This is a genomic window from Streptomyces sp. NPDC014727 (assembly GCF_043083485.1).
GTDB lineage: Bacteria > Actinomycetota > Actinomycetes > Streptomycetales > Streptomycetaceae > Streptomyces.
The window spans coordinates 452067-476446 of the sequence record NZ_JBIBYR010000002.1 but is presented as its reverse complement, the minus strand read 5'-3'; the positions used below and the strand labels follow the sequence as shown (position 1 = coordinate 476446).

Here is a 24380-nt window from a genome sequence, read left to right as displayed (position 1 = left end):
CCACGGGCGGGATGGGACGCGAGCCCGGGATGTTGATCCGGATGCGCGTCGTCAGCGTCGTCTCGGTCCTCGGTTCTTCGGACTGAGGCGGGTCCGCAGGCTCCGGGGCCCCCTCCGGGGCGTCCTGCGAAGGGTGCAGCGACGGATACTGGCGGGATCCGTACGGCGGCGTCCCCGAGGGGTACGCGGCTCCTCCGCGCCCCTGGGGCCCGGAGGACGAACTGTCAGTTTCACGACTCAAAGCAGGTTCTCCCGATTGGCTCCACCGCCCGTACTTCCCCCATGCCGCAGGCCAGGGGACGGCTCGGCGCGCGAACCACCATACTGGCCGCGGCCGACAGACACCCCGCGACCGGGGGAAACGACCGCATGACCGACGAACGGACAAGGGGCATTACGGGATCGGACGTGGCACATTACTTGCCAGGTCGGCCACTGTCGGCGCCCGGTCGGGGCGACCGCGACATGGTGGCACAGATCACAGCGACGGCCATCCCGCCGAGCATGAAGAGGGTGAGGCCCAGCTCATCGCCGAAGACATAGTCGCCCTCCGGCCGTCCACCGAGCAGCAGAACGACCGAAATCAGCCAGCCCGCAGCGGGTGTCAGAGCACCGAGCTGGGTGTCGAAGACGCGGCGCCCGCCGTAGAACAGCCCGGCGCAGGCGAGCAGCGCGAGCAGCAGTCCGGCGGGGAACCACGCGGCCTGGACGAGCGCCCCGGCGATCCCGACGAGCGCGCCGAGGACGAGCAGGCCCACGTAGGCGGCGATCCGCCCAGGGTTGAGGGGGGCGGCCAGGCCGGTCGCCGGGACACCCCCGGAGGGCGCGCCGGAGCGCGGTGCGCGCTGCTTGCCGTCGCTCATCGCTCCGCTCCCGGTACGCCGGCGAACAGGTCGTCCTCGCGTGCCCCTCGCGGGGCTCCGGAGGTGCCGCGCACCAACTCGTAGTACTCGGTGGTGAGGACGGGCTGGCCGAGGTCGTTGGAGAGGGCGAAGAAGGGGCCGTCCACGGCGATCTGCGTGACATGGGCCCGCATCGCCGCGCTCTTGGCCGCGGCATGGGCCGAGCCGTCGATCCGCGCGGTGATCCTCGCGTCGTCGACCACACCCGGCACGTCGTCGATGGCGGCGATCCCCGGGAAGGCGTCCGGTGCCGTGTCCCGCAGGCGCGCGAAGCCCTCTTCGACGACCGAGCGGGGCACCCGGTTCCAGTAGATCTTGGCGACGGTGTGCGGGGCGTCCGGTCCGGGGCGGTACGCGGGGTCGGCGGCGAGCTCGGCGGCGCGCATCGCGACACGGTGGGCCTGGATGTGGTCGGGGTGTCCGTACCCGCCGTCGGGGTCGTAGGTGACGAGGACCTGCGGACGCACCGAGCGGATCACCTCCACGAGGTACCCGGCGGCGTCGTCCACGTCCGCGTTCCAGAAGGCGCCGGGGCGGTGGTTCTGCTCGGCGCCCATCATTCCGGAGTCGCGGAAGCGGCCGGGGCCGCCGAGGAGCCGGTGGTCGGTGACCCCGAGCTCCTTCATCGCCGCAGCGAGTTCACCCCGGCGGTGCGGGCCCAGGGCGTCGTCCCGGTCCGCCGCGAGATGGGCGAGTCCGGGCGGGATGACCTCGCCCTCCTCGCCGAGCGTGCAGGTGACCAGGGTGACCTGGGCACCCTCGGCCGCGTACCTGGCCATGGTGGCGCCGTTGTTGATCGACTCGTCGTCGGGGTGCGCGTGCACCAGGAGCAGACGCCGGGCTGGATGGTCCGTCATGGGGACCACCCTACGAGCCGAACGCCCCCGGGCCGTGCCGGGCGTCGCACCCCCGGCCCCGATCCGCCGACCGGGCCCCGGCCGACCACGCCCGCGTCGACGAGTCGGGGCTCAGAACTTGAGGCTTCCGATCATGCCGGCCACATTCGTGGTCAGGTTCGAGATGCTGGGCGCAATGGACGAGCTGGCGAGATAGAAACCGAGCAGTGCGCAGACCACCGCATGTCCGCCCTTCAGTCCGGATTTCCGGATCAGCAGGAAGACGACGATCGCCAGCAGCACCACCGCCGAAATCGAGAGTGCCACGGCGGTTCACCTCCATCAGTACGGTCGGGACGGGCAGCACACATGGAGCCAGCAGGTTCATACCCACCGAGCGCTACGGATCATAACTATCCGTCGTACCGCATTGATCGGGGCACAGCAGCACGAGGGGCGCACGACCGGGCGGTCGGGCACTAGGTTCGGGCCCATGACTTCGCAGAAGATCTCATTTCCGCGTCAGCACGCCAGGACGATGCGATTCACCCTCGGCGCCCCCCGTGCGTTCACCGTGTCACCCGACGGAGAGCGGGTGATCTTCCTGCGGTCGGGATCCGGCACGGACCGGACAGGACGGCTGTGGGTGCTGGACCTGTCCGGGGGCGGTACGCCCGAGGAGCGCGTCGTCGCCGACCCCGAGAGGCTGCTGGGCGGTTCGGCGGAGCGGTTGTCGCCCCAGGAGCGGGCCCGGCGCGAGCGCAGCCGTGAGGGCTCCTCGGGGATCGTCGGCTACGCGGTCGACGCGGCGGCCGAGTTGGCCGCGTTCGCGCTCTCCGGGAAGGTGTACGTCGCGGAGTTGCGGGCGGGTACGGCGCGGGCGCTGCCGGTGCCCGGCCCGGTGATCGACCCGCGGCCGTCGCCGGACGGGCGCCTCGTCGCGTACGTCGCGAAGGGCGCGCTGCGTGTCGTGGGCGCCGGGGGCGACGGCGATCTGGCGCTCGCCGAGCCGGAGGGGCCGAACGTCTCGTACGGCCTCGCGGAGTTCGTCGCGGCCGAGGAGATGCAGCGCTCGCGGGGCTTCTGGTGGTCGCCGGAGTCGGACCGGCTGCTGGTCGCCCGGGTCGACGACAGCCCCGTGCGGCGGTGGTGGATCGCGGATCCCGCGCACCCGGACCGCAAGCCGGCCGAGGTCGCCTATCCGGCGGCGGGGACTCCCAACGCCGAGGTGCGGCTCTTCGTGATGGGCCTGGACGGCACCCGCACCGAAGTGGTCTGGGACCGGACGCGTTACCCGTATCTGGCGCAGGTGCACTGGTCGTCGGCCGGGGCCCCGCTGATCCTCGTGCAGGCCCGTGACCAGCAGAGTCAGCTGTTCCTCGCGGTGGACCCGGAGACCGGTACGACCCGGACGGTGCACGTCGACGAGGACCCGGTCTGGCTGGAAATCTTCCCCGGTGTGCCCGCCTGGGCGCCGGACGGGCGGCTCGTGCGGATCGTGGACGAGGGCGGGGCGCGGGTGCTCGCGGTCGGCGACCGGCTGCTGACCGGGGCGCAGTTGCAGCTCCAGGCGGTCCTGGACATCGGTGATTCGGATGTCCTGGTGTCGGCGTCGGCGGGCGAGGAGGCCGCGGAGCCGGAGATCGGCGAGAGCCATGTGTACCGGGTCAACGAGCTGGGCATCGAACGGGTCTCCGAAGGGGCCGGGGTGCATTCGGCCGTCCGCGCGGGCGCGGTGACGGTGCTGGTCTCCCACTCCCTGGAGCGGCCGGGGGCCCGTGCCGACGTCCTGCGGGACGGCAAGCGGATCGCCACCGTGGCGAGCTTCGCCGAGGAGCCGGTTCTGTCGGCGCGGGTACGTCTCACCGAGGGGGGCGCACGGCGAATTCCGTGCGCCGTGCTGCTCCCCGATGGGTACAAAGAGTCGGACGGTCCCCTTCCTGTACTGATGGACCCGTACGGCGGACCGCACGGCCGACGGGTGCTCGCCGCCCACCATCCGCATCTGACGTCACAGTGGTTCGCCGACCAGGGTTTCGCGGTGGTCGTCGCGGACGGCCGGGGCGCACCGGGGCGTTCGCCGGCCTGGGAGAAGGCCGTCAAGAACAATCTCGTCCTCACCGTGGACGACCAGATCGAGGCGCTGCACGCACTCGCCGGGCGGTTCCCGCTGGACCTCGGCAAGGTGGCGATCCGCGGCTGGTCGTTCGGCGGATATCTGGCGGCGCTGGCCGTGCTGCGCCGGCCGGACGTCTTCCACGCCGCGGTGGTGGGCGCGCCGGTGACCGACCAGCGGCTGTACGACACCCACTACACCGAGCGCTATCTCGGCGATCCGGCGAAGCAGCCGGAGGTGTACGCGCACAACTCGGTGCTGACGGACGAGGGGCTCTCCGAGGCCGCGGACGAGGCCCGGCCGATGATGATCATCCATGGTCTGGCCGACGACAACGTGGTGGTCGCGCACGCGCTCAGGCTGTCGTCGGCGCTGCTCTCGGCAGGGCGGCCGCACGAGGTGCTGCCGCTCAGCGGGGTGACGCACATGACGCCGCAGGAGCAGGTGGCGGAGAATCTGCTGCTGCTCCAGGTGGACTTCCTGAAGCGGTCGCTGGGACTGCGGGGGTGAGCTGAGCGGGGCGGCGCCGGCCGCGCCCGTCACCAGCCCGGCGGGGGCTGGGACGGGGGCGGCGGACCGAAGCCGCCGGGCCGCGGAAAGCCGTACCCCTGCCCGTAGCCCTGGTGGGGCGGGGCAGGATCGTCCGTGCTGCCCCGCCGGGCCAGCACGATCAGTACCACCGCCGCGGCGATCATCTCGAAGAACCAGCTCAGCAGCGTGAGTTGGTCCTCGGTCCGCAGATCGGCGAAGTGGTCCAGCATCTTGTAGTGCGCGGCGCGGACCACTCCCGGCACCCCGACGGACAGCAGGAATCCGGCCGCGATCAGGCCGAACGGCCGTGCGTGCACGGCGTGGAAGAGCGCGCCCGTCCCCGCGAACAGACAGAGCAGCGCGAGGACCGCGTTGTTCCAGCCGGGCGGTGCGTCGATCAGCCCCAGGAGGAGCCGGTCCCCGCCCACGAACCAGTCGGGGTAGATGAAGGGGAACCGCACCGCCTGGCGGATCTCCCAGGCGATCACCACCGCTCCCGAGGCGCCCAGCAGCAGAAAGGCGGTCACACCCGCACCCTGGCCCGGCCGGGTCGGGGTGCGCTCGGAGAAGTCGTGCGGCGGCCTGCGGCCGGCGCCCGCGGTGATGATCAGCGCGATGCCCACCGCGAGGGCCGCGAAGGCGCAGATCAGGGCGCGGGTGCGGAGATCGTCGGAGAACCGGGCGTTCATCCGGGACGCACCGATGTTCCAGAGCGCCGGCAGCCGTACGGCGAGAGTGACCGCTCCGGTGGCGACCAGCGCGGTACCGGCCACGACGGACCGGAGGGCCGCGAACGCGGCGACGACATACACCAGGAGCAGCACCACGTCGTCGGCCGAGGTGGTGGGCACGGCGGACAGTTGTGCTTCGCGGTAGCCGGCCCAGTACCGCCACAACCGGCCCGGATCGTCGACCGCCGCGACATCCCGTACGAGCCAGCCCGCGACCATCACCGCGAGCAGGACGCAGAGAACGGCGCCGGTGACCCTTGCCCACCGTGTGAGTATCACCCGAGCGATACTCCACCGCCCCCAGCCGCCGGACAAGAGCCGGGCCACGAAGATGCACCAACGGGCAACCGGCCGGGGGGACTTGATGGCCGCCCGGCCGGTTCACGGCACCCGCACGGCCGTACGCGGACCAGGGTGACGCGTTCGTGTATCGGACGTGGGACGGCCGGGTTGCCCCGGTGTTGCCGTGCGGGCCGTCAGACGACCCGGCTGCTGCCGGAGGGCGGCGGCCCGTCCTCCTCGCCCTCGGCGTCCGGCGTGCCCGCCCCGCTCGTCCCGTCCTCGCGCGTCTGCGGTGGCACCCCGGCCTCCTCCACCAGCGTCTCCCCCGGCGTCTCCAGCAGCCCCTCCGGCGGCACCACCTGCTTCTCCTGCGCGAAGTGGCAGGCCGAATCGTGTCCGGCGGGTGTGTCCGCCAGCCGGAAGACCGCCGGAACCGCCAGCAGCGGCACTTCCAGTTCGCACCGCTCCCGCGCCTTCCAGCAGCGGGTGCGGAAGGGGCAGCCGGAAGGCGGGTTGGCGGGTGAGGGGACGTCGCCGTGCAGGATGATCCGCTCCCGGTGCTCGCGGGCCATCGGGTCCGGCACCGGGACCGCGGACAGCAGCGCCTGGGTGTACGGGTGCGTGGGGTGCTCGTAGATCTGCTCGTCGGTGCCGATCTCGACGATCCGGCCGAGGTACATCACGCCGACCCGGTCGGAGATGTGCCGGACGATCGACAGGTCGTGCGCGATGAAGACGTAGCTCAGCCCGAACTCCGTCTGGAGGCGGTCCAGCAGATTGACGACCTGTGCCTGCACGGAGACGTCGAGGGCCGAGACGGGTTCGTCGGCGACGATGATCTCGGGGTTCAGGGCGAGGCCGCGGGCGATGCCGATGCGCTGGCGCTGACCGCCGGAGAACTGGTGCGGATAGCGGTTGATGTACTCCGGGTTGAGACCCACGACGTCCAGCAGGTCCTGGACCTTGCGCCGCCGGTCGCCCTTCGGGGCCACCTCGGGGTGGATCTCGTACGGCTCGCCGATGATGTCGCCGACCGTCATACGCGGGTTCAGCGACGTGTACGGGTCCTGGAACACCATCTGGATGTTGCGGCGCACGGCCTTCAGGGCGCGTCCCGACAGCTTGGTGATGTCCTCGCCCTTGTACTTGATCGCGCCGGCCGTCGGCCGTTCCAGATGCACCAGCATCCTGGCCACGGTCGACTTGCCGCAGCCCGACTCCCCCACGATCCCGAGCGTCTCGCCCGCCGCCAGGTCGAAGGAGACCCCGTCGACGGCCTTGACCGCGCCGATCTGCTTCTTGATCAGGATGCCCTGGGTCAGCGGGTAGTGCTTGACCAGATCGCGGACCTCCAGGATCGGCTCGCGTCCGGCGGCCGGGAACCCGGCCCGCTCCTCGGCCAGCAGGGCGTGGGCCGTACCGCCCCCTTCGCGCGCTTCCTCGCGCCCCCAGTGGTCAGCGTGCATCGAGCGTCTCCTTCCAGAAGTAGCAGGCGCTCTCACGGTGCTCGGCCACCTCGAACAGCGGCGGGACCTCGCCTCGGCAGACCTCCTGGGCCATCGGGCACCGCGGGTTGAAGGCACAGCCCGGCGGGATGTGCAGCAGGTTGGGCGGCAGGCCCTTGATCGCGTAGAGCTCCTGGCCCTTCTGGTCCAGGCGCGGGATCGACCGGAGCAGACCCTTGGTGTACGGGTGAGCGGGGGCCCGGTAGATGTCGTGGACGGGGGCGGCCTCGACGATCCGGCCCGCGTACATCACGGCGATCTTGTCGGCGACGTCCGCGACCACGCCCAGGTCGTGGGTGATGAGGATCAGGCCCATGTTCAGCTCGCGCTGGAGCTCGGCCAGCAGGTCCATCACCTGGGCCTGGACGGTCACGTCGAGGGCGGTGGTGGGCTCGTCCGCGATGATCAGCGACGGTTCCAGCGCCAGGGCCATGGCGATCATGATGCGCTGGCGCATTCCGCCGGAGAACTGGTGCGGATAGTTGCCCACGCGCTCCTTCGCGGCCGGGATGCGGACCCGGTCCATCAGTTCGACGGCCTTCAGCCTGGCGTCCTTGCGGGACATCCCGCGATGGACGACGAACATCTCGCCGAGCTGCTCCCCCACGCTGAGCACCGGGTTGAGGGAGGAGAGCGCGTCCTGGAAGATCATGGCCATCTCCTGACCGCGGATCCTCCGTCGCTCGTCCTTCCGCATCTTCAGCAGATCGCGGTCCTTGAAGAGGATCTCGCCGCCGCCGATCCTCCCGGGCGGCATGTCGAGAATGCCCATGATCGCCTGTGCGGTGACCGACTTGCCGGAGCCCGACTCGCCGAGGACGGCCAGCGTCTCGCCCTCGGCCACCGAGTAGTTGACCCCGTTGACCGCCTTGGCCACCCCTTCGCGGGTGTGGAACTCCACGTGCAGATCGCGCACTTCGAGCAACATGGCTGTGGGCTCCTCAGCGCAGCTTGGGGTCGAGGGCGTCGCGCACCGCGTCGCCGAGCATGATGAACGCGAGCACGGTGACCGCCAGCGCGCCGGCGGGCCAGAGCAGCATGTGCGGGGCGTTGCGGATGTACTGGGACGCGGCGGAGATGTCGATGCCCCAGGAGACGGCGGGCGGTTTCAGGCCGACGCCGAGGAACGAGAGGGTCGCCTCCAGCGAGATGTACGTACCGAGCGCGATGGTCGCGACGACGATCACCGGCGCGACGGCGTTCGGGGTGATGTGGCGCAGCAGCATCCGCGTGTTGGAGGCGCCGAGCGCCCGTGCCGCCTGCACGTAGTCGTGCTGTTTGGCGGTGATCACGGAGCCCCGGGCGATGCGGGCGATCTGCGGCCAGCCCAGCAGCACGATGAAGCCGATGACCGGCCAGACGGTGGCGCTGGTGACCACGGAGAGGAAGACCAGGCCGCCGAGGACCACCGGGATGCCGAAGAAGATGTCCGTGAGGCGGGAGAGGACCGAGTCCCACCAGCCGCCGAAGAATCCGGCCAGGCCACCGAGGAGGCCGCCGAGCAGGGTGACGCCCAGGGTGGCGCAGACGCCGACGGTCACCGAGTTCCTGGCCCCGTAGACGGTCCGGGTGTAGACGTCGCAGCCCTGTCCGTCGAAGCCGAAGGGATGACCGGGCTGGGAGCCCTGCTGGGCCTTGCCGAGATTGCAGTCGAGGGGGTCCTGGTCGGCGATCAGCGACGGCCAGATCGAGATGATCACCAGGAAGAGGATGATCAGGGCGGAGATGAGGAAGAACGGGTTGTGGCGCAGGTCCCGCCAGGCGTCGGACCACAGGCTGCGCGGCTTCTCGGCGGGGCCGGTGCCTGCCGGCCCGCCCGGTGTCTTTTCGAGGGTCGTGCCCTCCTCCAGGGCGAGGTCCATCACGCCTCCTGATCCGGCCGGTGACATCGCCTCGTCCGGTGTCTGATCAGGCATAGCGGATCCTCGGGTCGAGTACGGCGTACAGCAGGTCGACGATGAGGTTCGCCGCCAGGAAGACGAGGACGAGAATGGTGACGAAGCCGACGACGGTCTGCGAGTTCTGCCGCAAGATGCCCTGGTAGAGCTGGTAGCCGACGCCGTGGATGTTGAAGATCCGCTCCGTGACGATCGCCCCGCCCATCAGTGCGCCCACGTCCGTACCGATGAAGGTGACGACCGGGATCAGCGAGTTGCGCAGCAGATGCCGGATCACGACGCGACGCCTGGGCAGTCCCTTGGCGACGGCGGTGCGGACGTAGTCGGCGCGGGCGTTCTCGGCGATCGAGGTCCGGGTGAGCCGGGTGACGTACGCGAGGGAGACCGAGGCGAGGACGAGTCCCGGGATGAGGAGCTCGCTGAAGGGCGCCTGAGGGGAGACGGACGGTTTGATGACGCCCCACTGCACTCCGAGGAGGAGCTGGAGCAGCAGACCGGTGACGAAGGTCGGGATGGAGATGACGACCAGGGTCAGGATGAGCGCGCCGGTGTCGACGGGGCGGCCGCGGCGCAGGCCGGTGACGACGCCGAGGCTGATACCGATGACGATCTCGAAGACGATCGCGACGACGGTGAGCCGGATGGTGACGGGGAAGGCGGTGCCCATCAGCTCGGTGACCTTCTGTCCGTTGAACGCGGTGCCGAAGTCGCCGGTGAAGACATTGCCCATGTAGGTCGCGTATTGCTGCCAGACGGGCTTGTCGAGACCGAATTCCGAGCGGAGTCGGGCGGCGGTCGCCGGATCGCACTGGCGTTCGCCGCAGAGGCCCGCGATGGGATCGCCCATCACGTTCACCATGAGGAAGATCAGCAGTGTGGCGCCGAAGAAGACCGGGATCATCTGCAGCAGCCGCCGGATCACATAACGTCCCATGAAGGGCTCCGGGGGTCGCGGGGGTCAAGGGCTCGGGGCTGGGGAGTGACGCCTCGACGGGTCACTTGACCTTGATCTGCTCGTACACCGGGACGCTGAACTGGTTCAGCGACACATGGGTGACCCGGTCCGAGTAACCGGCGCTGCCGTTCTGGTACCAGAGCGGGATAACGGGCATCTGCGCCACCAGGACCCTCTCCGCGTCCTGGAAGGTGGAGACGGCCTTGGCCTTGTCGGACTCGGCGTTGGCCTTGTTGATGAGGCCGTCGAACTGCTTGTTGCTCCACTTGCCGTCGTTGGACGAGGCGTCGGTGTAGTACACCGGCTGCAGGAAGTTCTGGATGAGCGGGTAGTCCATCTGCCAGCCGGCCCGCCAGGCGCCGGTCAGCTTCTGCTGGGAGACCTGGCTGCGGAAGTCGGCGAAGGTGCCGACGGGCCCGCCGACGCACGCATTGTTGTTGCCCATCACCTTGTTGATGCTGTTGCAGACGGCGTCGACCCACTCCTTGTGCGAGCCGGTGTCCGCGTTGTAGGAGATCTTGAGCTGGCCGCCGGGGATGCCGCCGCCCTCCTGGATCAGCTTCTTGGCGTTCGCCGCGTTGTACTCGCAGGGCGCGCCGCACAGCCCCTTCTTGAAGCCGCCTGCCGCGCCGAGGACCGGGGAGGTCCAGTCGGAGGCGGGGGTGCGGGTCTGCTGGAAGATCTGGCTGGTGATCTGCTCACGGTTGATGGCCATCGACAGGCCCTGGCGGACCTTGATGCCGCCGGGGGTGTCCCACTTCTTGCCGTAGAAGGGGAATGCGAGGGTCTGGATGATGCCTGCCGGGGTGTTGATGTACCGGTCGCCGAGGTCCGCCTTGACGTTCTTCAGCTGCGAGGCGGGCACATCGTCGACGAGGTCGAGGTTGCCGGCGGTCAGGTCGGTGTAGGCGGTGTTGTTGTCGGTGTAGACCTTGAGATCGATGCCACCGTTCTGCGCCTTGTCGGCCCCGGGGTACTTGTCCCACTTGCGCAGGCTCATCGACGAGCCCTTGGTGTACGTGTCGATGGTGTACGGGCCGTTGCCGATCGGTTTGGACAGCCAGGCGGCGTGGTCGGTGAAGAAGGCCTTGGGCAGCGGGGCGAAGGCCGGGTAGCCGAGAGTGTCGGGCCAGAGGGAGAACTTCTGCGACAGCTTGACCGTGAAGGTCCTGTCGTCGACGAGCTTGAGGCCGGAGAGCGTGTTCGCCCTGGAACTGCCGGTGTCGGGGTGGACCTTGTCGTATCCGTCGATGTACCCGAAGAAGTAGGCGTTCTTCTGATTGTTCTTCAGCAGCGCCCCGTAGTTCCAGGCGTCCACGAAGGACTTCGCGGTGACCTTCTCGCCGTTGCTGAAGGTCCAGCCGTCCTTCACGGTGATCGTGAAGTTCTGGTTGTCCTTGGACTCGACCTTCTCGGCGAGCATGTTGATGGCCGCACCGGTCTTCGGGTCGTACCTCTTGAGCCCCCGGAAGACCATGTCGAGGACCTTGCCGCCCTGCACCTCGTTGGTGTTCGCGGGTTCCAGCGGGTTCTGCGGGTCGCCCCAGGAGGAACTCACGATTCCGTTGACCCCGCCGCCGCCACCACCGCCGCCGCCCCCTCCGCCGCAGGCCGTCGCCGTCAGGGCGACGGCGACCGCGCATGCGGCCCACTTGGCCTGTGTGGCTCCGCGCATGGAGTGCCTCCTCTTGGTGCTCCGTCTCACTTGGAGTCAAATATCACCGCATAACGCGCATTGTGCATATTTTCTCCACCCATTCGGGCGCGAGGGAAGCGCTCCGAGTGGCGCGCGGGGCCCGGATCCCGCACGGATCGACTCCGCCACCGCACGGCCACGTCCGACCGAACACCGCCCCGACGGACATCGGAGCGATAACAGCCCCGCATCGAATGCGCATCGACGAGGTGCCCATCTGACCGGATGTACGAATTCCGAGACACTGCCGCCCGAATATCGAACTCATTGCCGGATTTAATCCCTTTAGTGACGAACATATCTTCGAAAATGAACAAACGGAAGCAAGGATACGCCCACGTAAAGGTAATGGATGAGTCAAATCTCCAAAGAGCAGCTCAAGGGCGGCAGACATTCATTGACCCTGCATGAATTGCGTTGAAAAAGTCCGGGTAGCCCGTAGGTGTGCCCTGCGGAGTCCTTCGACCCTCCGGGCCAGGAGCACCATGACGATTCCAACCCCGCACGCAGCCACTCCACTTGAGGTGGAGGACGCGAAGCCGCAGCAGATACCGGACCCTTCGCCGCTCAAGGGCGGTGACGGCCGTTCACCGGGCAAGCTGGCCTGGCGACGCTTCAAACGCGACCGTGCCGGCGTGATTTCGGCCTATGTGGTCATTTTCTTCTTCCTGGTGGCCATCTGCGCGCCGCTGATAGCCAAGGTGTACGGCAAGGATCCGTACACGACGTACGGCCAGGACCAGGAGGGCCTGCTCAACGACTTCGGCTTTCCGATCAAGCCCAACGGCGGTATCAGTGGCGATTTCTGGTTCGGCGTCGAACCGCAACTCGGCCGCGACCTCTTCACCCTGCTCGTCTACGGCATCCGCAACTCGCTGTTCATCGCCGGTGTGACGACGCTTCTGGTGACCGCCTTGGGCATCGTCATCGGCGTCACCGCCGGATACCTGGGCGGGAAGACCGACTACTTCATCGGCCGGGTCATCGACATCCTGCTGGCGTTCCCCTCCACGCTCTTCTTCATCGCGTTCTGGCCGGTCCTCATCAACATCCTGGTCTCCCCCGAGGAAGCCATTCCGACCTGGTTGACCGTCACCAGCCTCATCCTGGTGATGACCGCCTTCGGCTGGGCGTCCATCGCGCGACTGCTGCGTGGCGAGGTACTCGCCCTGCGTGAGCGGGAGTTCGTCGAGGCGGCGAAGGTGACCGGTGCCTCGCCCGCCCGGATCATCTTCAAGGAACTGCTGCCCAATCTGTGGACGCCGATCCTCATCCAGGCGACCCTCGCTCTTCCCATGTTCGTGACCGCGGAGGCCGGACTCGCCTTCCTCGGTGTCGGACTGACGGCGAAGACGCCCGACTGGGGCGTACTGCTCCAACGCGGCGCCGACATCTACCAGGACGACATCACCTTCATGCTCTTCCCGGGGGTGACGATGGTGGTCTTCGTCCTCGCCTTCAACCTCCTCGGGGACTCGGTCCGCGACGCTCTCGACCCGAAGACCAAGCGCTGACAGTTCCGCCCCGGCCCGGAGCGACGGGGCTCCGCCGGATCATTCGTCCCTCTTCATCGACCAGGGCAGGTTGCCATGTCTCTCTCCCGCAGAAACTTCGTCATAGCCACATCCGTCGCGGCGGGCGGCTCCTTCGTTCTCTCCGCGTGCAGCAGTGGCGACGCGGGCGGAGGCGGCGGCAAGGACACGCCGCACGCGGGCGCCACCGAGTACACCGGCGCCACCGTCAAGATCGGCACCAAGGAGGACTCCACCGGCCCCGCTCCGGAGGTCCCCGGTGCCAAGAAGGGCGGGACGATCTACGGCGTCTCCGAGGACGACTTCTCCCACCTCGACCCGCAGCGCATCTACTTCGCGTTCAACTCCAGCGGGGCGCTCATGTTCGCCCGTGGCCTCACCGGCTACAAGATCGACATGAAGGGTGCCATGACCCTGGTCGGCGACCTCGCCACCGATGTCGGCACCGCGTCCGCCGACAACAAGACCTGGACCTTCACGCTGAAGGACGGGCTCAAGTGGGAGGACGGCAGCGAGCTGACCGTCGACGACGTCCGTCACGGCATCGAGCGCGCGTGGGCGCCGTTCATCACCGAGGGCGCCGCCTACGTCCAGCAGGCGCTCACGGGCAAGGGTGACTGGCGCAAGGGGTACGAGGGTCCGTACGGCGGCAAGCACCTGGACTCGATCGTCACCGACAAGGCGAAGAAGACGATCACCTTCAAGCTGGCGGAGGCCCGCCCGGACTTCAACTTCACGCTGGCCATGAGCTCCTACGCGGCCACGCCGGTGAAGCTGGACACCAAGGAGAAGTACGACAAGCAGCCTGTCTCCTGCGGCCCGTACATCGTCAAGCACCGCTCCATCGACAAGTCGATGACGCTGACGCGCAACAAGCACTGGGACCCGGCCACCGACCCGATCCGCAACGCCTACCCGGACAGCTTCGAGTTCGAGTTCGGCCCCACCTCGCTGGAGTCCGCGGACCGCTTCATCGCGGACCAGGGCAAGGACCAGCAGATGGTCTCCATCTACAAGTCCGTGCCGGCCGAGCGCATGCAGAAGGTGCTCACCGACCCGGAGCTGAAGAAGCGCACCTTCAACGGGCTGCTCACCGGCACGTACTACTACGCCATCAACTGCAAGCGCGTCACGGACGTCGAGGTGCGCAAGGCGCTCAACACCGCCTGGCCGCTCGAGCAGATCCGCAAGATCTACGGCGGTCCCTCCGCGGGCGACTACGCGACCACCATCCTCAGCCCCGACATCCTCGGCCGCGAGGAGTTCGACCTCTACGGCAAGCTGAAGTCGCCGCAGGGCGACGCGGAAGCGGCCAAGGCGATCCTCAAGAAGGCCGGGAAGCTCGGTCAGAAGGTCATCTACAGCTACCCGCAGAGTCCGACCTACGACAAGACGGCCGTCGTCATCGAGAACGCGCTGAAGAAGGCCGGCTTCACGCCGGTCATCAAGCCGGTGGACTCGACCTCGTACTACGACCAGATCCAGCAGGTCGACAACAGCTTCGACGTCATGTGGTTCGGCTGGTCCCCGGACTGGCCCACCGCCTACACGATGATCCAGCCGCTCTTCGACAGCGCCTCCATCGGCAACGGCCAGAACAACGTCTCCCAGACGAAGGTCGACTGGATCGACGCGGCCATCAAGGAGAACGTCGTCATCGGCGACCAGAAGAAGGCCGGCGCGGCCTGGGCGGCGCTGGACAAGCGGATCATGGACGAGGTCGTCCCGATCATCCCGGAGACCTTCCAGCGGCGCTTCTACCTCTTCGGCTCCAAGGTCGGCGGCGCCATGATGGACCCGCAGTTCTCCGCGACGCTGCTCTACAAGACGTACGTCAAGGCCTGACGAACGGCCCCCGCGGGGACAGGGCGGCTCTCCACCGGAGGGCCGCCCGCTCCCCTCCTCCCTCTCGGCATCCGTCAGGAAAACCCACTGCCATGCTGCGCTTTCTTCTCCGCCGTATCGTCGGCGCCGCGGTCATCCTGCTGATCATCAGCGCCCTGGTCTTCGTCCTCTTCTACACCGCCCCGCGCGACCCCGCCCGGGTAGCCTGCGGCAAGGTCTGCACCCCCGAGACACTCGCGCTGGTACGGCACAACCTGGGGATAGCCGACCCGATTCCGGTGCAGTACTGGCATTGGCTGCAGGGGATCTTCGTCGGCCGCGAGTACCAGTCGTACGGGCACTGCCCCGCTCCCTGCCTGGGGTACTCGTTCATCAACCGCGAGCCGGTCTTCGGCACCATCGTCGACCGCTTCCCGACCACCCTCTCGCTCTCCGTCGGCAGCGCCATCGTGTTCGTCATCTTCGGCGTCGGCACCGGCATGCTCGCCGCGGTCAAGCAGGGCAAGGCGCTCGACAAGGTCGCGTCCTCCGCGTCGCTCGTCGCCTCCTCGCTGCAGATCTACATCGTCGGCGTGGTCGCCATGTACTTCCTCACCGACCAGCTGCACCTGCTGGACCGGCCGAGCTACACCCCGCTCAGCGAGAATCCGGGGGCCTGGTTCTCCGGACTCCTGCTGCCCTGGCTGGTCCTCTCGGTCATCTTCACGGCCAACTACACGCGTATGGCCCGGTCCCAGCTGGTGGAGTCGCTGAGCGAGGACTACGTACGGACGGCGCGGGCCAAGGGCCTGTCCCGGCGGACCGTCTTCTTCAGATTCGCCTGGCGCGGGGCCATGGGCCCGATCGTCACCATCTTCGGCCTCGACCTCGGCGTCCTCCTCGGCGGCGCCATCATCACCGAGAAGACCTTCAGCCTCCAGGGCATCGGGGCGCTCTCGGTCAAGGCCGTCAACACCAACGACCTGCCGACGCTCCTCGGCGTGATGATGGTGGCCGCCGTCGCGATCGTGCTCCTCAACATCGTCGTCGACGCCGTCTACGCCCTCATCGACCCACGCGTCCGCCTCGCCTAGGGAGAGATCCAGTGAGCACCCCCTTCCTCTCCGTACGCGATCTGCGCGTGCACTTCTCCACCGAAGACGGCATGGTCAAGGCCGTCGACGGGCTGTCCTTCGACGTCGAGAGGGGCAAGACCCTCGGCATCGTCGGCGAGTCGGGCTCCGGCAAGTCCGTCACCAATCTGACGATCCTCGGCCTGCACCACCCCGACCACACCGAGATCGAGGGCGAGATCCTGCTCGACGGCCAGGATCTGCTGGCCGCCTCGGAGCGGGAGCTGGAGCGGCTGCGCGGCAACAAGATGGCGATGATCTTCCAGGACGCGCTGGCCTCGCTCTCGCCGTACCACACCGTCGGCAAGCAGATCGGTGAGACGTTCCGCAAGCACACCGGCGCCTCCAAGCGGGACGCCAGGGCGCGGGCCGTCGAGATGCTCACCAAGGTGGGCATCCCGCAGCCCGACCTGCGGGTGGACGACTATCCGCACCAGTTCTCCGGCGGCATGCGCCAGCGCGCGATGATCGCCATGGCACTGGTCTGCGACCCGGCGCTGCTGATCGCGGACGAACCGACGACCGCGCTGGACGTCACCGTGCAGGCCCAGATCATGGACCTGCTCAAGGACCTCCAGCAGGAGACCGGCACTTCGATCATCTTCATCACCCACGACCTCGGGGTCATCGCCGACATCGCCGACGACGTGCTGGTGATGTACGGCGGCCGGTGCGTGGAGCGCGGCACCAAGAAGGAGGTGCTGCGGGCGCCCCAGCACCCGTACACCTGGGGCCTGCTGGGATCCATGCCGAGTCTCGAAGGCCCGGTGGACGTACCGCTGTCGCCGATCCCCGGCTCGCCTCCGAGCCTCCTCAACCCGCCGTCCGGCTGCCGCTTCCACCCACGGTGCTCCTTCACGGAGCAGGTCGGCGGCAAGCGCTGTGCGACCGACCAGCCGCCGCTGGAGCTGGTGGCCGGGCGCGGGGCCGCCTGTCACCTCACTGCGGAGCAGCGCACCGAGTTCTTCGCCGACTTCGCCGGCACCCGGCCCAACTGACGTACAAGAGACGGGACTTCCCCACGATGAGCAGCACAGATCCCCTCCTGGACGTCTCCGGACTCACCAAGCACTTCCCGATCAAGGGCGGCTTCCCGATCCGGCGGACGGTCGGCGCGGTGCAGGCGGTCGACGGGCTGGATTTCACCGTGCACGAGGGCGAGAGCCTGGGCCTGGTCGGCGAGTCCGGCTGCGGCAAGTCGACGACCGGCCGGCTGATCACCCGGCTCCTGGAGCCGACGGCCGGCCGGATCACCTACCGCGGGCAGGACATCGCCCACGCCTCGCGCAAGCAGCTGGCCCCGGTCCGCTCCGAGATCCAGATGATCTTCCAGGACCCGTACGCCTCGCTGAACCCGCGGCAGACCGTCGGCAAGATCATCACCGCGCCGATGGAGATCAACGGCATCGACCCGGCGGGCGGCCGGGAGGCGCGGGTGCGGGAGCTGCTGGAGACCGTCGGCCTCAACCCGGAGCACTACAACCGCTTCCCGCACGAGTTCTCCGGCGGTCAGCGCCAGCGCATCGGCGTGGCCCGCGCCCTCGCCCTGGAGCCAAAGCTGATCGTGGCCGACGAGCCGGTCTCGGCGCTGGACGTCTCGATCCAGGCCCAGGTGGTGAACCTGCTGCAGAAGCTGCAGAAGGAACTCGGCATCGCGTTCCTGTTCATCGCCCACGACCTGGCCGTCGTGCGCCACTTCTCGCAACGCGTGGCGGTCATGTACCTCGGCAGGATCGTGGAGATCGCCGATCGCGAGGACCTGTACGGCAACCCGCGTCACCCGTACACCAGGGCGCTGCTCTCCGCCGTGCCCGAGGCGACCGCCGACGAGGCACCGGCCCGGGAACGCATCCTCCTCACCGGCGATGTGCCCTCCCCGGTCAATCCGCCCTCGGGCTGCCGCTTCCGTACCCGTTGCTGGAAGGCGACGGACAAGTGCGCGAGCGAGACGCCGCCGCTGGTACGGGTGGAGGGCAGCCGGGAAGGCCATCTGACGGCCTGCCACTACCCCGAGGACTCCCAGGCCGTGCCGAGCGTTCCGAAGGCCCGTGAGGCCTCGCAGGGGCCGGAGCCCGACAAGACCACCGAAGACCCCAAGGCCGGGGCCTGACCCCCTGGCTCCGGCCCCGGGGTGCCGTCACCGACCCGGACCCGACCGGTCCGCGGAGCGCGGGGCTCCCCCGGCCCGAGGAACCGAGCACGTGAGCCCCTTGACCCGAGCCACCCGCGAGCCCGGTTCCCGGACCTACGGGAAGGGCGCCCGGAACCGATCGGTTCCGGGCGCCTCCGCGTCCGGGTACGAACGGCCCGCCGGGCGCGGCGGTACGCACGGCCGCCGGGCACGGCAAAGGGCCCGGAACCTTCGTGGGTTCCAGGCCCTTTGTGTCACACGCTCCGTACTACGAAGCCGCGCCGACGACGTCCTTCTCCTCGGCGAAGTGGCAGGCCGACTCGTGCGCGGCCGGCGTGTCCGAGCCCTTGAAGCGCTCGGGGATCGCCAGCAGCGGCATCTCCGTGGCGCACTTGTCCTGGGCCTTCCAGCAGCGCGTACGGAAACGGCAGCCCGACGGCGGGTTCGCCGGCGACGGGACGTCACCGGTGAGGATGATCCGCTCGCCGCGCTCGCGGGCCTCCGGGTCGGGGACCGGGACCGCCGACAGCAGCGCCTGGGTGTAGGGGTGCGTCGGGTGGTCGTAGATCTCCTCGTCCGTGCCGATCTCGGCCATCTTGCCGAGGTACATCACGCCGACCCGGTCGGAGATGTGCCGGACGATCGACAGGTCGTGCGCGATGAAGAGGTAGGAGAGGTTGAACTCGTCCTGGAGCTTCTCCATCAGGTTGATGACCTGCGCCTGCACCGACACGTCGAGCGCGGAGACCGGCTCGTCGCAGATGATGATCTCCGGGTTGAGCGCGAGGCCGCGGGCGATGCCGATGCGCTGGCGCTGACCGCCGGAGAACTGGTGCGGATAGCGGTTGATGTACTCCGGGTTGAGACCCACGACGTCCAGCAGGTCCTGGACCTTGCGCCGCCGGTCCCCCTTCGGCGCCACCTCGGGGTGGATCTCGTACGGCTCGCCGATGATGTCGCCGACCGTCATACGCGGGTTCAGCGACGTGTACGGGTCCTGGAACACCATCTGGATGTTGCGGCGCACGGCCTTCAGGGCGCGCCCGGACAGCCGGGTGATGTCCTGGCCCTTGTAGAAGACCTCGCCGGACGTGGCCGTCTCCAGCGTCATCAGCAGCCGCGCGACCGTGGACTTGCCACAGCCCGACTCGCCGACGATGCCGAGCGTCTCGCCCTGGTAGAGGTCGAAGGAGACCCCGTCCACGGCCTTGACGGCGCCGATCTGGCGCTTGAAGAGGATGCCCTGGCTCAGCGGGAAGTGCTTGACCAGATTGCGCACCTGGAGGATCGGCTCACCGCGTTCCACCGGGGCCTCGATCGCCGCGACCGCCGCCGTCTCGTCGGCGGCCTCGACCTCCACGACGTCGGTGACGTTCGGAGTGCTGTCCAACGATCCGTCCGTCTTGTCGAGCTCAGCCATGGATCGTCTCCTTCCAGAAGTGGCAGGCGCTGCCGCGGCCGGGCAGTTCGCTGCCGTCCTGCTCGGAGACCGGCGCCAGGGCCGGAATCTCCGTGCGGCAGATGTCCTCCGCCTTCGGGCACCTGGGGTTGAAGGCGCAGCCGGACGGAATCTTGAGCAGGTTGGGCGGCAGCCCCTTGATCGCGTAGAGCTCGTGGCCCTTCTGATCGAGGCGCGGGATCGAGTCGAGCAGACCCCGGGTGTACGGGTGCGCGGGCCGCTTGTAGAGCTCGTGCACCGGTGCCGTCTCGACGATCCGGCCCGCGTACATGACCGCGATCTTGTCCGCGACGTCGGCGACGACGCCGAGGTCGTGGGTGATCAGGATCAGACCCATGTTGAACTCGGTCTGCAGCTCCTTGAGCAGGTCCATGACCTGGGCCTGAACCGTCACGTCGAGCGCGGTGGTCGGCTCGTCCGCGATGATCAGGTCCGGCTCCAGCGCCAGCGCCATGGCGATCATGATGCGCTGGCGCATACCGCCGGAGAACTGGTGCGGATAGTCGTTGACCCGCTCCTTGGCAGCGGGGATCTTGACCCGCTCCATCAGCTCGATGGCCTTGAGCTTCGCCTGCTTCTTGGAGAGTCCCTGGTGGACACGGAACATCTCGCCGAGCTGGTAGCCGACCGAGAGCACGGGGTTGAGCGAGGAGAGCGCGTCCTGGAAGATCATCGCGATCTTCTGGCCACGGATCTTCCGCCGCTCCTCGTAGCCCATCGTGAGCATGTCCTGGCCGCGGTACAGGATCTGGCCCTGCGGGATCTTGCCGGGCGGCATGTCGAGAATGCCCATGATCGCCTGAGCGGTCACGGACTTGCCGGAGCCGGACTCGCCGAGCACGGCCAGGGTCTCGCCCGAGTCGACGCTGTAGTTCACACCGTTGACGGCCTTGGCCACTCCGTCACGGGTGTGGAACTCCACGTGCAGGTCGCGCACTTCGAGGAGCGGGCCGTCGTCCGGTCCCCCGGCACGGGGCGCCGGGATGTCTGCTGTCTTGTCCATGATGGTCACGTCGTACGCCCTCCTCAGCGCAGCTTCGGGTCGAGGGCGTCGCGTACCGCGTCGCCGAGCATGATGAACGCGAAGACCGTGAGGCTGAGCATTCCTGCCGGGAACAGCAGCACATGCACGTTGTTACGGATCTCTTCGCTGCCCGACGCGATGTCGATGCCCCACGAGATGGTCGGGTCGGCGAGACCCAGGCCCAGGTAGGACAGCGTCGCCTCGGCCGAGATGAAGCCACCGAGAGCGATGGTGGCGACGACGATGGTCGGCGCGAGGGCGTTGGGCAGGACATGGCGGAACAGCATCCGGCCGGTCCCCGCGCCGAGAGCGCGTGCCGCCGTCACATAGTCCGCCTGCTTCGCGGTGATCACCGATGCACGCATCACACGGCAGATCGAGGTCCAGCCGAGGAAGGCGAGGGCCGCGATCACGACGTACACCTTGCGCTCGGCGAAGGCGTTCAGGACGACCATCGTGCCGAGCAGGAAGGGCAGACCGAAGAAGATGTCCGTGATGCGGGAGATGATCGCGTCGAGCCAGCCGCCGAAGTATCCGGAGAGCAGACCCAGCAGACCGCCGATGACGGTGATGGCCGCGGTGACGCCGACGCCGACGAGGATCGAGGCACGGGTTCCGTAGATCACCCGGGCGTAGATCGAGCGGCCCTGAACGTCGTAGCCGAACCAGTCCGCCTTGAAGAGGTGCCCCAACTCGGGCTTCTGCAGGTAGTGGTTGGTGAGATCGCCGGCGCGCGGGTCGGCGCTGGTGAACAGGCCGGGGAAGGCCGCGATCACCAGCAGCAGGACCAGCAGGCTCGCCGAGATCCAGAACATGGGGCGGTGGCGCAGGTCGAACCAGGCGTCACCCCACAGACCACGAGGCTTGCCGGTGGATTCCCTGACGGGGCTCTCCGCGTCCGCCGTCGCGGACGCGACCGCGTCCACTTCGGCGTCCTTGATGCTCTGGTCCTTCGTCACGTCAGGCATACCGGATCCTCGGGTCCAGGACCGCGTACAGCAGGTCGACAATCAGGTTGATCACGAGAATGATCAGAACGAATACGGTGACGACACCGACGATGGTGGAACCTTCACGCTGCTGGAGCGCCCGGTAGAGAAGGTTTCCGACACCCTGGACATTGAAGATGCCCTCGGTGACGACCGCGCCGCCGATGAACCCGCCGACGTCCGTACCGAGGAACGTGACCACCGGGATCAGTGAGTTGCGCAGCAGGTGCACCCCGACGATGCGACGCCGCGGCAGCCCCTTCGCGAGCGCCGTGCGCATGTAGTCCGCGCGCAGGTTCTCGGCGAAGGTCGTACGGGTCAGTCGGGCGACGTATGCCATGGAGAGCATGGCCAGGACGAAGCCCGGCAGGAACAACTGCGTGATGTCCATCGAGTCTTCGACGTTCGGCGCGACCCAATGCAGTGTGTCCGCGAAAATGAACCGGGCCACGTAGCCGAGGATGAACACGGGGATCGAGATGACGACCAGCGTGAAGATCAGTACGCCGGTGTCCGGTGCCTTGCCCGCCTTCAGGCCGGCCCACGCGCCGAGGCTGAGACCCACGATCATCTCGATGACCATCGCGACGACGGTCAGACGGATCGTGACGGGGAAGGCCCTCGTCATCTCGTCCCAGACGGGACGGCCGCCGAAGGTCTCGCCGAAGTTCAGCTGGAACAGGTCCTTCATGTAGTTGATGTACTGCATGGGAATGGACTGGTCCAGCCCGAACTTGTGACGCAGCTCCGCGACCTGTGCGGGGTCGGCCGCCTTGTCACCCCACATCGCCCGGATGGGATCACCGGGAAGGATGTGGACCATAAGGAAAATCAACAGAGTAGTCCCGATGAACACCGGGATCATCTGGAGCAGTCGCCTAGCGACGTAGCGCCCCATCATGCCTCCATGCCGTGAGGGGTCGGCGATGGCCTACACATGGTCTCCACCGCGGGGTTGTGGGGGGAGGTTGCCGGGCCAACGCCCGCGAGCCGGTGCCGCCATCCGTTCCGGAGGGCGGCACCGGCCGGCAGGTCCCGAAACTTACTTCTTCGACTTCACCTGAACGTCGGTGAAGATGGGGTCGCCGTCCTGACCGTAAACGATCTTGCCGAACACGTTCTTCGACTGGCCGGAGTTGACCTTGTAGAACCACAGCGGGATCGCCGGCATGTCCTTCGCCAGGAGCTGCTCGGCGTCCTGGTACATCTTCACGGTCTCGTCAAGGGTCTTCGCCTTGTCGGCCTTGGAGGTGAGCTCGTCGAACGCCTTGTTGGAGTAACCACTGGTGTTACCGGCGGCCGTCGTGCCGTACAGGTCGCGCATGAAGTTCGAGTTGACCGGGTAGTCGAGCACCCAGCCACCGCGGTACATGGACTTGACCTTCTTGCCGTCACGGGCGTTCAGGTCGGTCGCGAAGTCCGGCTTGGAGTCGCCGACGCAGTCGACGCCGGTGGCCTGGCGGATGCTGTTGCAGACCGCGTCGACCCACGCCTTGTGCGGCTGGTCCGCGTTGTACTGGATCGAGATCTTGTTGCCCGGGACGCCGCCACCCTGCTTGATGAGGTCCTTGGCCTTGGCCGGGTCGTACTTCACGATGTCGCCGAGGGCGCCGGCCTTGTAGCCGAGCACACCGCGGGCGACGTACGAGTCGGCCGGGGTACGGGTGCCGTTGAGGACGGTCTTCGTGATCGTCTCACGGTCGATCGCCATCGACAGGCCCTGGATGACCTTGGGGTTGATGTTCTTGAACTGCTTGGTGTAGAACGCCGGGACGATCGACTGGACCGCGGAGTACTCCTGGTCGATCGCGCGGTCGCCGAGGTCCTGCTTGTAGTTCTTCAGCGAGGTCACGGGGACCTGCTCGATCCAGTCGAGCTGGTCCGAGCGCAGGGCCGAGTAGGCGGCCTCGGCGTTCGTGTAGTTCTTGAAGTCGATGCCACCGTTCTTGGCCTTGTTCGGGCCCTGGTAACCGTCGAACTTCCGAACCTTGATCAGCTTGTTGTGGTCCCACGAGACGAACTTGTAGGGGCCGTTGCCGATCGGGTGCTGGCCGGCGGCCTTCGGGTCCTTGAAGAAGGACTCGGGCAGCGGCGCCCAGACGTCGTAGCCCAGCTTGTACGCGAAGTACGAGACCGGACCGGTCAGGGAAATCGTGAAGGTGTTGTCGTCGACGACCTTCAGACCGTCCATCTCGGTCTTCTTCGGGTCACCCTTGTCCGGGTGGACATCGGCGTAGCCCTTGATGTCCTGGAACCAGCTGGAGTTGGTCTGGTTGTTCTTGACGTTGGCGGACCAGTTCCAGGAGTCCACGTAGGACTTGGCGGTGACCGTGGTGCCGTCGTGGAACTTCCAGCCCGGCTTGAGCTTGACGGTCCACACGGACGAGTCGGCGTTGGGCGTCACGGACTCGGCGTTGACGTACGTGAGCTTGCCGGTGCCGGGCTCGTAGTCGACGAGGCCGGAGAAGATGGTGCGCAGGACACGGCTGCCCTGGCTCTCCTTGGCGTTCGCCGGCTGCAGCGGGTTCTGCGGCTCACTGAGCTGGGCGGTCAGGATCCCGTTCGGGTCCGCCTTGCCCGAGTTCATGCCACTGTCACTGCCCTTGTCGCTACCACCACAGGCGGTCGCGGCCAGGGCGATGACGGCCGCTCCCGCGACCCACTTGGCGCTCTTGGCACCACGCATGGGTTTCCTCCTCATGAGTCCACTTTTGACTACAAGAAGGGCACTGGAGTGATACACCGACACCCCTGACGGTGATCGTTTCAGTGCCCTGAGTGTGCTCGTGAGTCGGCACTCCCCACAGTGCGTGACCCATTGACCCGAGCTCAATGG

Annotated in this window: 20 protein-coding genes; 6 read left to right on the top strand and 14 right to left on the bottom strand. The window is 67.9% G+C overall.

Annotated features, from left to right (window positions below):
- Positions 1–416 precede the first annotated feature (416 nt).
- The 3 genes from ACF1B9_RS05785 to ACF1B9_RS05775 all read right to left on the bottom strand — a co-directional run bounded on the left by ACF1B9_RS05785 (position 417) and on the right by ACF1B9_RS05775 (position 2065).
- Positions 417–863, bottom strand: coding sequence for a DUF6113 family protein (locus tag ACF1B9_RS05785; RefSeq protein WP_391739259.1), 447 nt, complete (start codon positions 861–863; stop codon positions 417–419).
- On the bottom strand, positions 860–1759 hold the full coding sequence (mshB, locus tag ACF1B9_RS05780; protein WP_391739258.1) for an N-acetyl-1-D-myo-inositol-2-amino-2-deoxy-alpha-D-glucopyranoside deacetylase: 900 nt from the start codon (positions 1757–1759) through the stop codon (positions 860–862). The genes ACF1B9_RS05785 and mshB overlap by 4 nt, the downstream gene beginning before the upstream one ends.
- Before the next feature lie 111 nt (positions 1760–1870).
- On the bottom strand, positions 1871–2065 hold the full coding sequence (locus ACF1B9_RS05775; RefSeq protein WP_093896879.1) for a hypothetical protein: 195 nt from the start codon (positions 2063–2065) through the stop codon (positions 1871–1873).
- Positions 2066–2231: 166 nt separating this feature from the next.
- Here ACF1B9_RS05775 and ACF1B9_RS05770 point away from each other — a divergent pair, with 166 nt between their 5' ends.
- The gene (locus ACF1B9_RS05770) at positions 2232–4364 is read left to right on the top strand and encodes a prolyl oligopeptidase family serine peptidase (RefSeq protein ID WP_391739257.1); all 2133 of its coding nucleotides are present in this window, start codon (positions 2232–2234) and stop codon (positions 4362–4364) included.
- Between the two features lie 29 nt (positions 4365–4393).
- On the opposite strand, the gene ACF1B9_RS05765 is transcribed toward ACF1B9_RS05770, so the two are convergent.
- The 6 genes from ACF1B9_RS05765 to ACF1B9_RS05740 all read right to left on the bottom strand — a co-directional run bounded on the left by ACF1B9_RS05765 (position 4394) and on the right by ACF1B9_RS05740 (position 11431).
- Positions 4394–5395 (bottom strand): hypothetical protein, encoded by a 1002-nt coding sequence (locus ACF1B9_RS05765; protein WP_391739256.1) that lies wholly within the window; start codon positions 5393–5395, stop codon positions 4394–4396.
- A 197-nt stretch (positions 5396–5592) separates the two neighbouring features.
- On the bottom strand, positions 5593–6864 hold the full coding sequence (locus ACF1B9_RS05760) for an ABC transporter ATP-binding protein (protein ID WP_391739255.1): 1272 nt from the start codon (positions 6862–6864) through the stop codon (positions 5593–5595).
- On the bottom strand, positions 6854–7831 hold the full coding sequence (locus ACF1B9_RS05755; RefSeq protein WP_391739254.1) for an ABC transporter ATP-binding protein: 978 nt from the start codon (positions 7829–7831) through the stop codon (positions 6854–6856). Before ACF1B9_RS05755 ends, ACF1B9_RS05760 begins: the two co-directional genes overlap by 11 nt.
- A gap of 13 nt (positions 7832–7844) precedes the next feature.
- The gene (locus ACF1B9_RS05750; protein ID WP_391739253.1) at positions 7845–8819 is read right to left on the bottom strand and encodes an ABC transporter permease; all 975 of its coding nucleotides are present in this window, start codon (positions 8817–8819) and stop codon (positions 7845–7847) included.
- Positions 8812–9735, bottom strand: a complete 924-nt coding sequence (locus tag ACF1B9_RS05745; RefSeq protein ID WP_391739252.1) for an ABC transporter permease — start codon at positions 9733–9735, stop codon at positions 8812–8814. Before ACF1B9_RS05745 ends, ACF1B9_RS05750 begins: the two co-directional genes overlap by 8 nt.
- A gap of 61 nt (positions 9736–9796) precedes the next feature.
- The gene (locus ACF1B9_RS05740) at positions 9797–11431 is read right to left on the bottom strand and encodes an ABC transporter substrate-binding protein (protein ID WP_391739251.1); all 1635 of its coding nucleotides are present in this window, start codon (positions 11429–11431) and stop codon (positions 9797–9799) included.
- 506 nt (positions 11432–11937) lie between these two features.
- Here ACF1B9_RS05740 and ACF1B9_RS05735 point away from each other — a divergent pair.
- The 5 genes from ACF1B9_RS05735 (at position 11938) to ACF1B9_RS05715 (ending at position 18051) form a co-directional block, all read left to right on the top strand.
- On the top strand, positions 11938–12966 hold the full coding sequence (locus tag ACF1B9_RS05735; protein WP_391739250.1) for an ABC transporter permease: 1029 nt from the start codon (positions 11938–11940) through the stop codon (positions 12964–12966).
- Between the two features lie 75 nt (positions 12967–13041).
- Entirely contained in the window at positions 13042–14829 is a 1788-nt protein-coding gene (locus ACF1B9_RS05730; protein ID WP_391739249.1) for an ABC transporter substrate-binding protein, read from the top strand.
- 92 nt (positions 14830–14921) lie between these two features.
- Complete coding sequence (locus ACF1B9_RS05725) at positions 14922–15902, top strand: ABC transporter permease (protein ID WP_391739248.1); 981 nt, start codon at positions 14922–14924, stop codon at positions 15900–15902.
- Positions 15903–15973: 71 nt separating this feature from the next.
- Complete coding sequence (locus ACF1B9_RS05720; RefSeq protein ID WP_391739340.1) at positions 15974–16939, top strand: ABC transporter ATP-binding protein; 966 nt, start codon at positions 15974–15976, stop codon at positions 16937–16939.
- 26 nt (positions 16940–16965) lie between these two features.
- Positions 16966–18051 carry an ABC transporter ATP-binding protein gene (locus ACF1B9_RS05715; RefSeq protein WP_391739247.1) on the top strand — a complete coding sequence of 362 codons (1086 nt, stop codon included), beginning with the start codon at positions 16966–16968 and terminating at the stop codon, positions 18049–18051.
- A 289-nt stretch (positions 18052–18340) separates the two neighbouring features.
- Here ACF1B9_RS05715 and ACF1B9_RS05710 read toward each other — a convergent pair whose 3' ends face one another.
- The 5 genes from ACF1B9_RS05710 to ACF1B9_RS05690 all read right to left on the bottom strand — a co-directional run bounded on the left by ACF1B9_RS05710 (position 18341) and on the right by ACF1B9_RS05690 (position 24230).
- Positions 18341–19492 (bottom strand): ABC transporter ATP-binding protein, encoded by a 1152-nt coding sequence (locus tag ACF1B9_RS05710; RefSeq protein WP_391739246.1) that lies wholly within the window; start codon positions 19490–19492, stop codon positions 18341–18343.
- Positions 19485–20543, bottom strand: a complete 1059-nt coding sequence (locus tag ACF1B9_RS05705) for an ABC transporter ATP-binding protein (protein WP_391739245.1) — start codon at positions 20541–20543, stop codon at positions 19485–19487. Before ACF1B9_RS05705 ends, ACF1B9_RS05710 begins: the two co-directional genes overlap by 8 nt.
- A gap of 14 nt (positions 20544–20557) precedes the next feature.
- The gene (locus ACF1B9_RS05700) at positions 20558–21523 is read right to left on the bottom strand and encodes an ABC transporter permease (protein ID WP_391739244.1); all 966 of its coding nucleotides are present in this window, start codon (positions 21521–21523) and stop codon (positions 20558–20560) included.
- Complete coding sequence (locus tag ACF1B9_RS05695) at positions 21516–22442, bottom strand: ABC transporter permease (protein WP_391739339.1); 927 nt, start codon at positions 22440–22442, stop codon at positions 21516–21518. The genes ACF1B9_RS05700 and ACF1B9_RS05695 overlap by 8 nt, the downstream gene beginning before the upstream one ends.
- Positions 22443–22586: 144 nt before the next feature.
- On the bottom strand, positions 22587–24230 hold the full coding sequence (locus ACF1B9_RS05690) for an ABC transporter substrate-binding protein (protein ID WP_391739243.1): 1644 nt from the start codon (positions 24228–24230) through the stop codon (positions 22587–22589).
- Between the last annotated feature and the right edge of the window lie 150 nt (positions 24231–24380).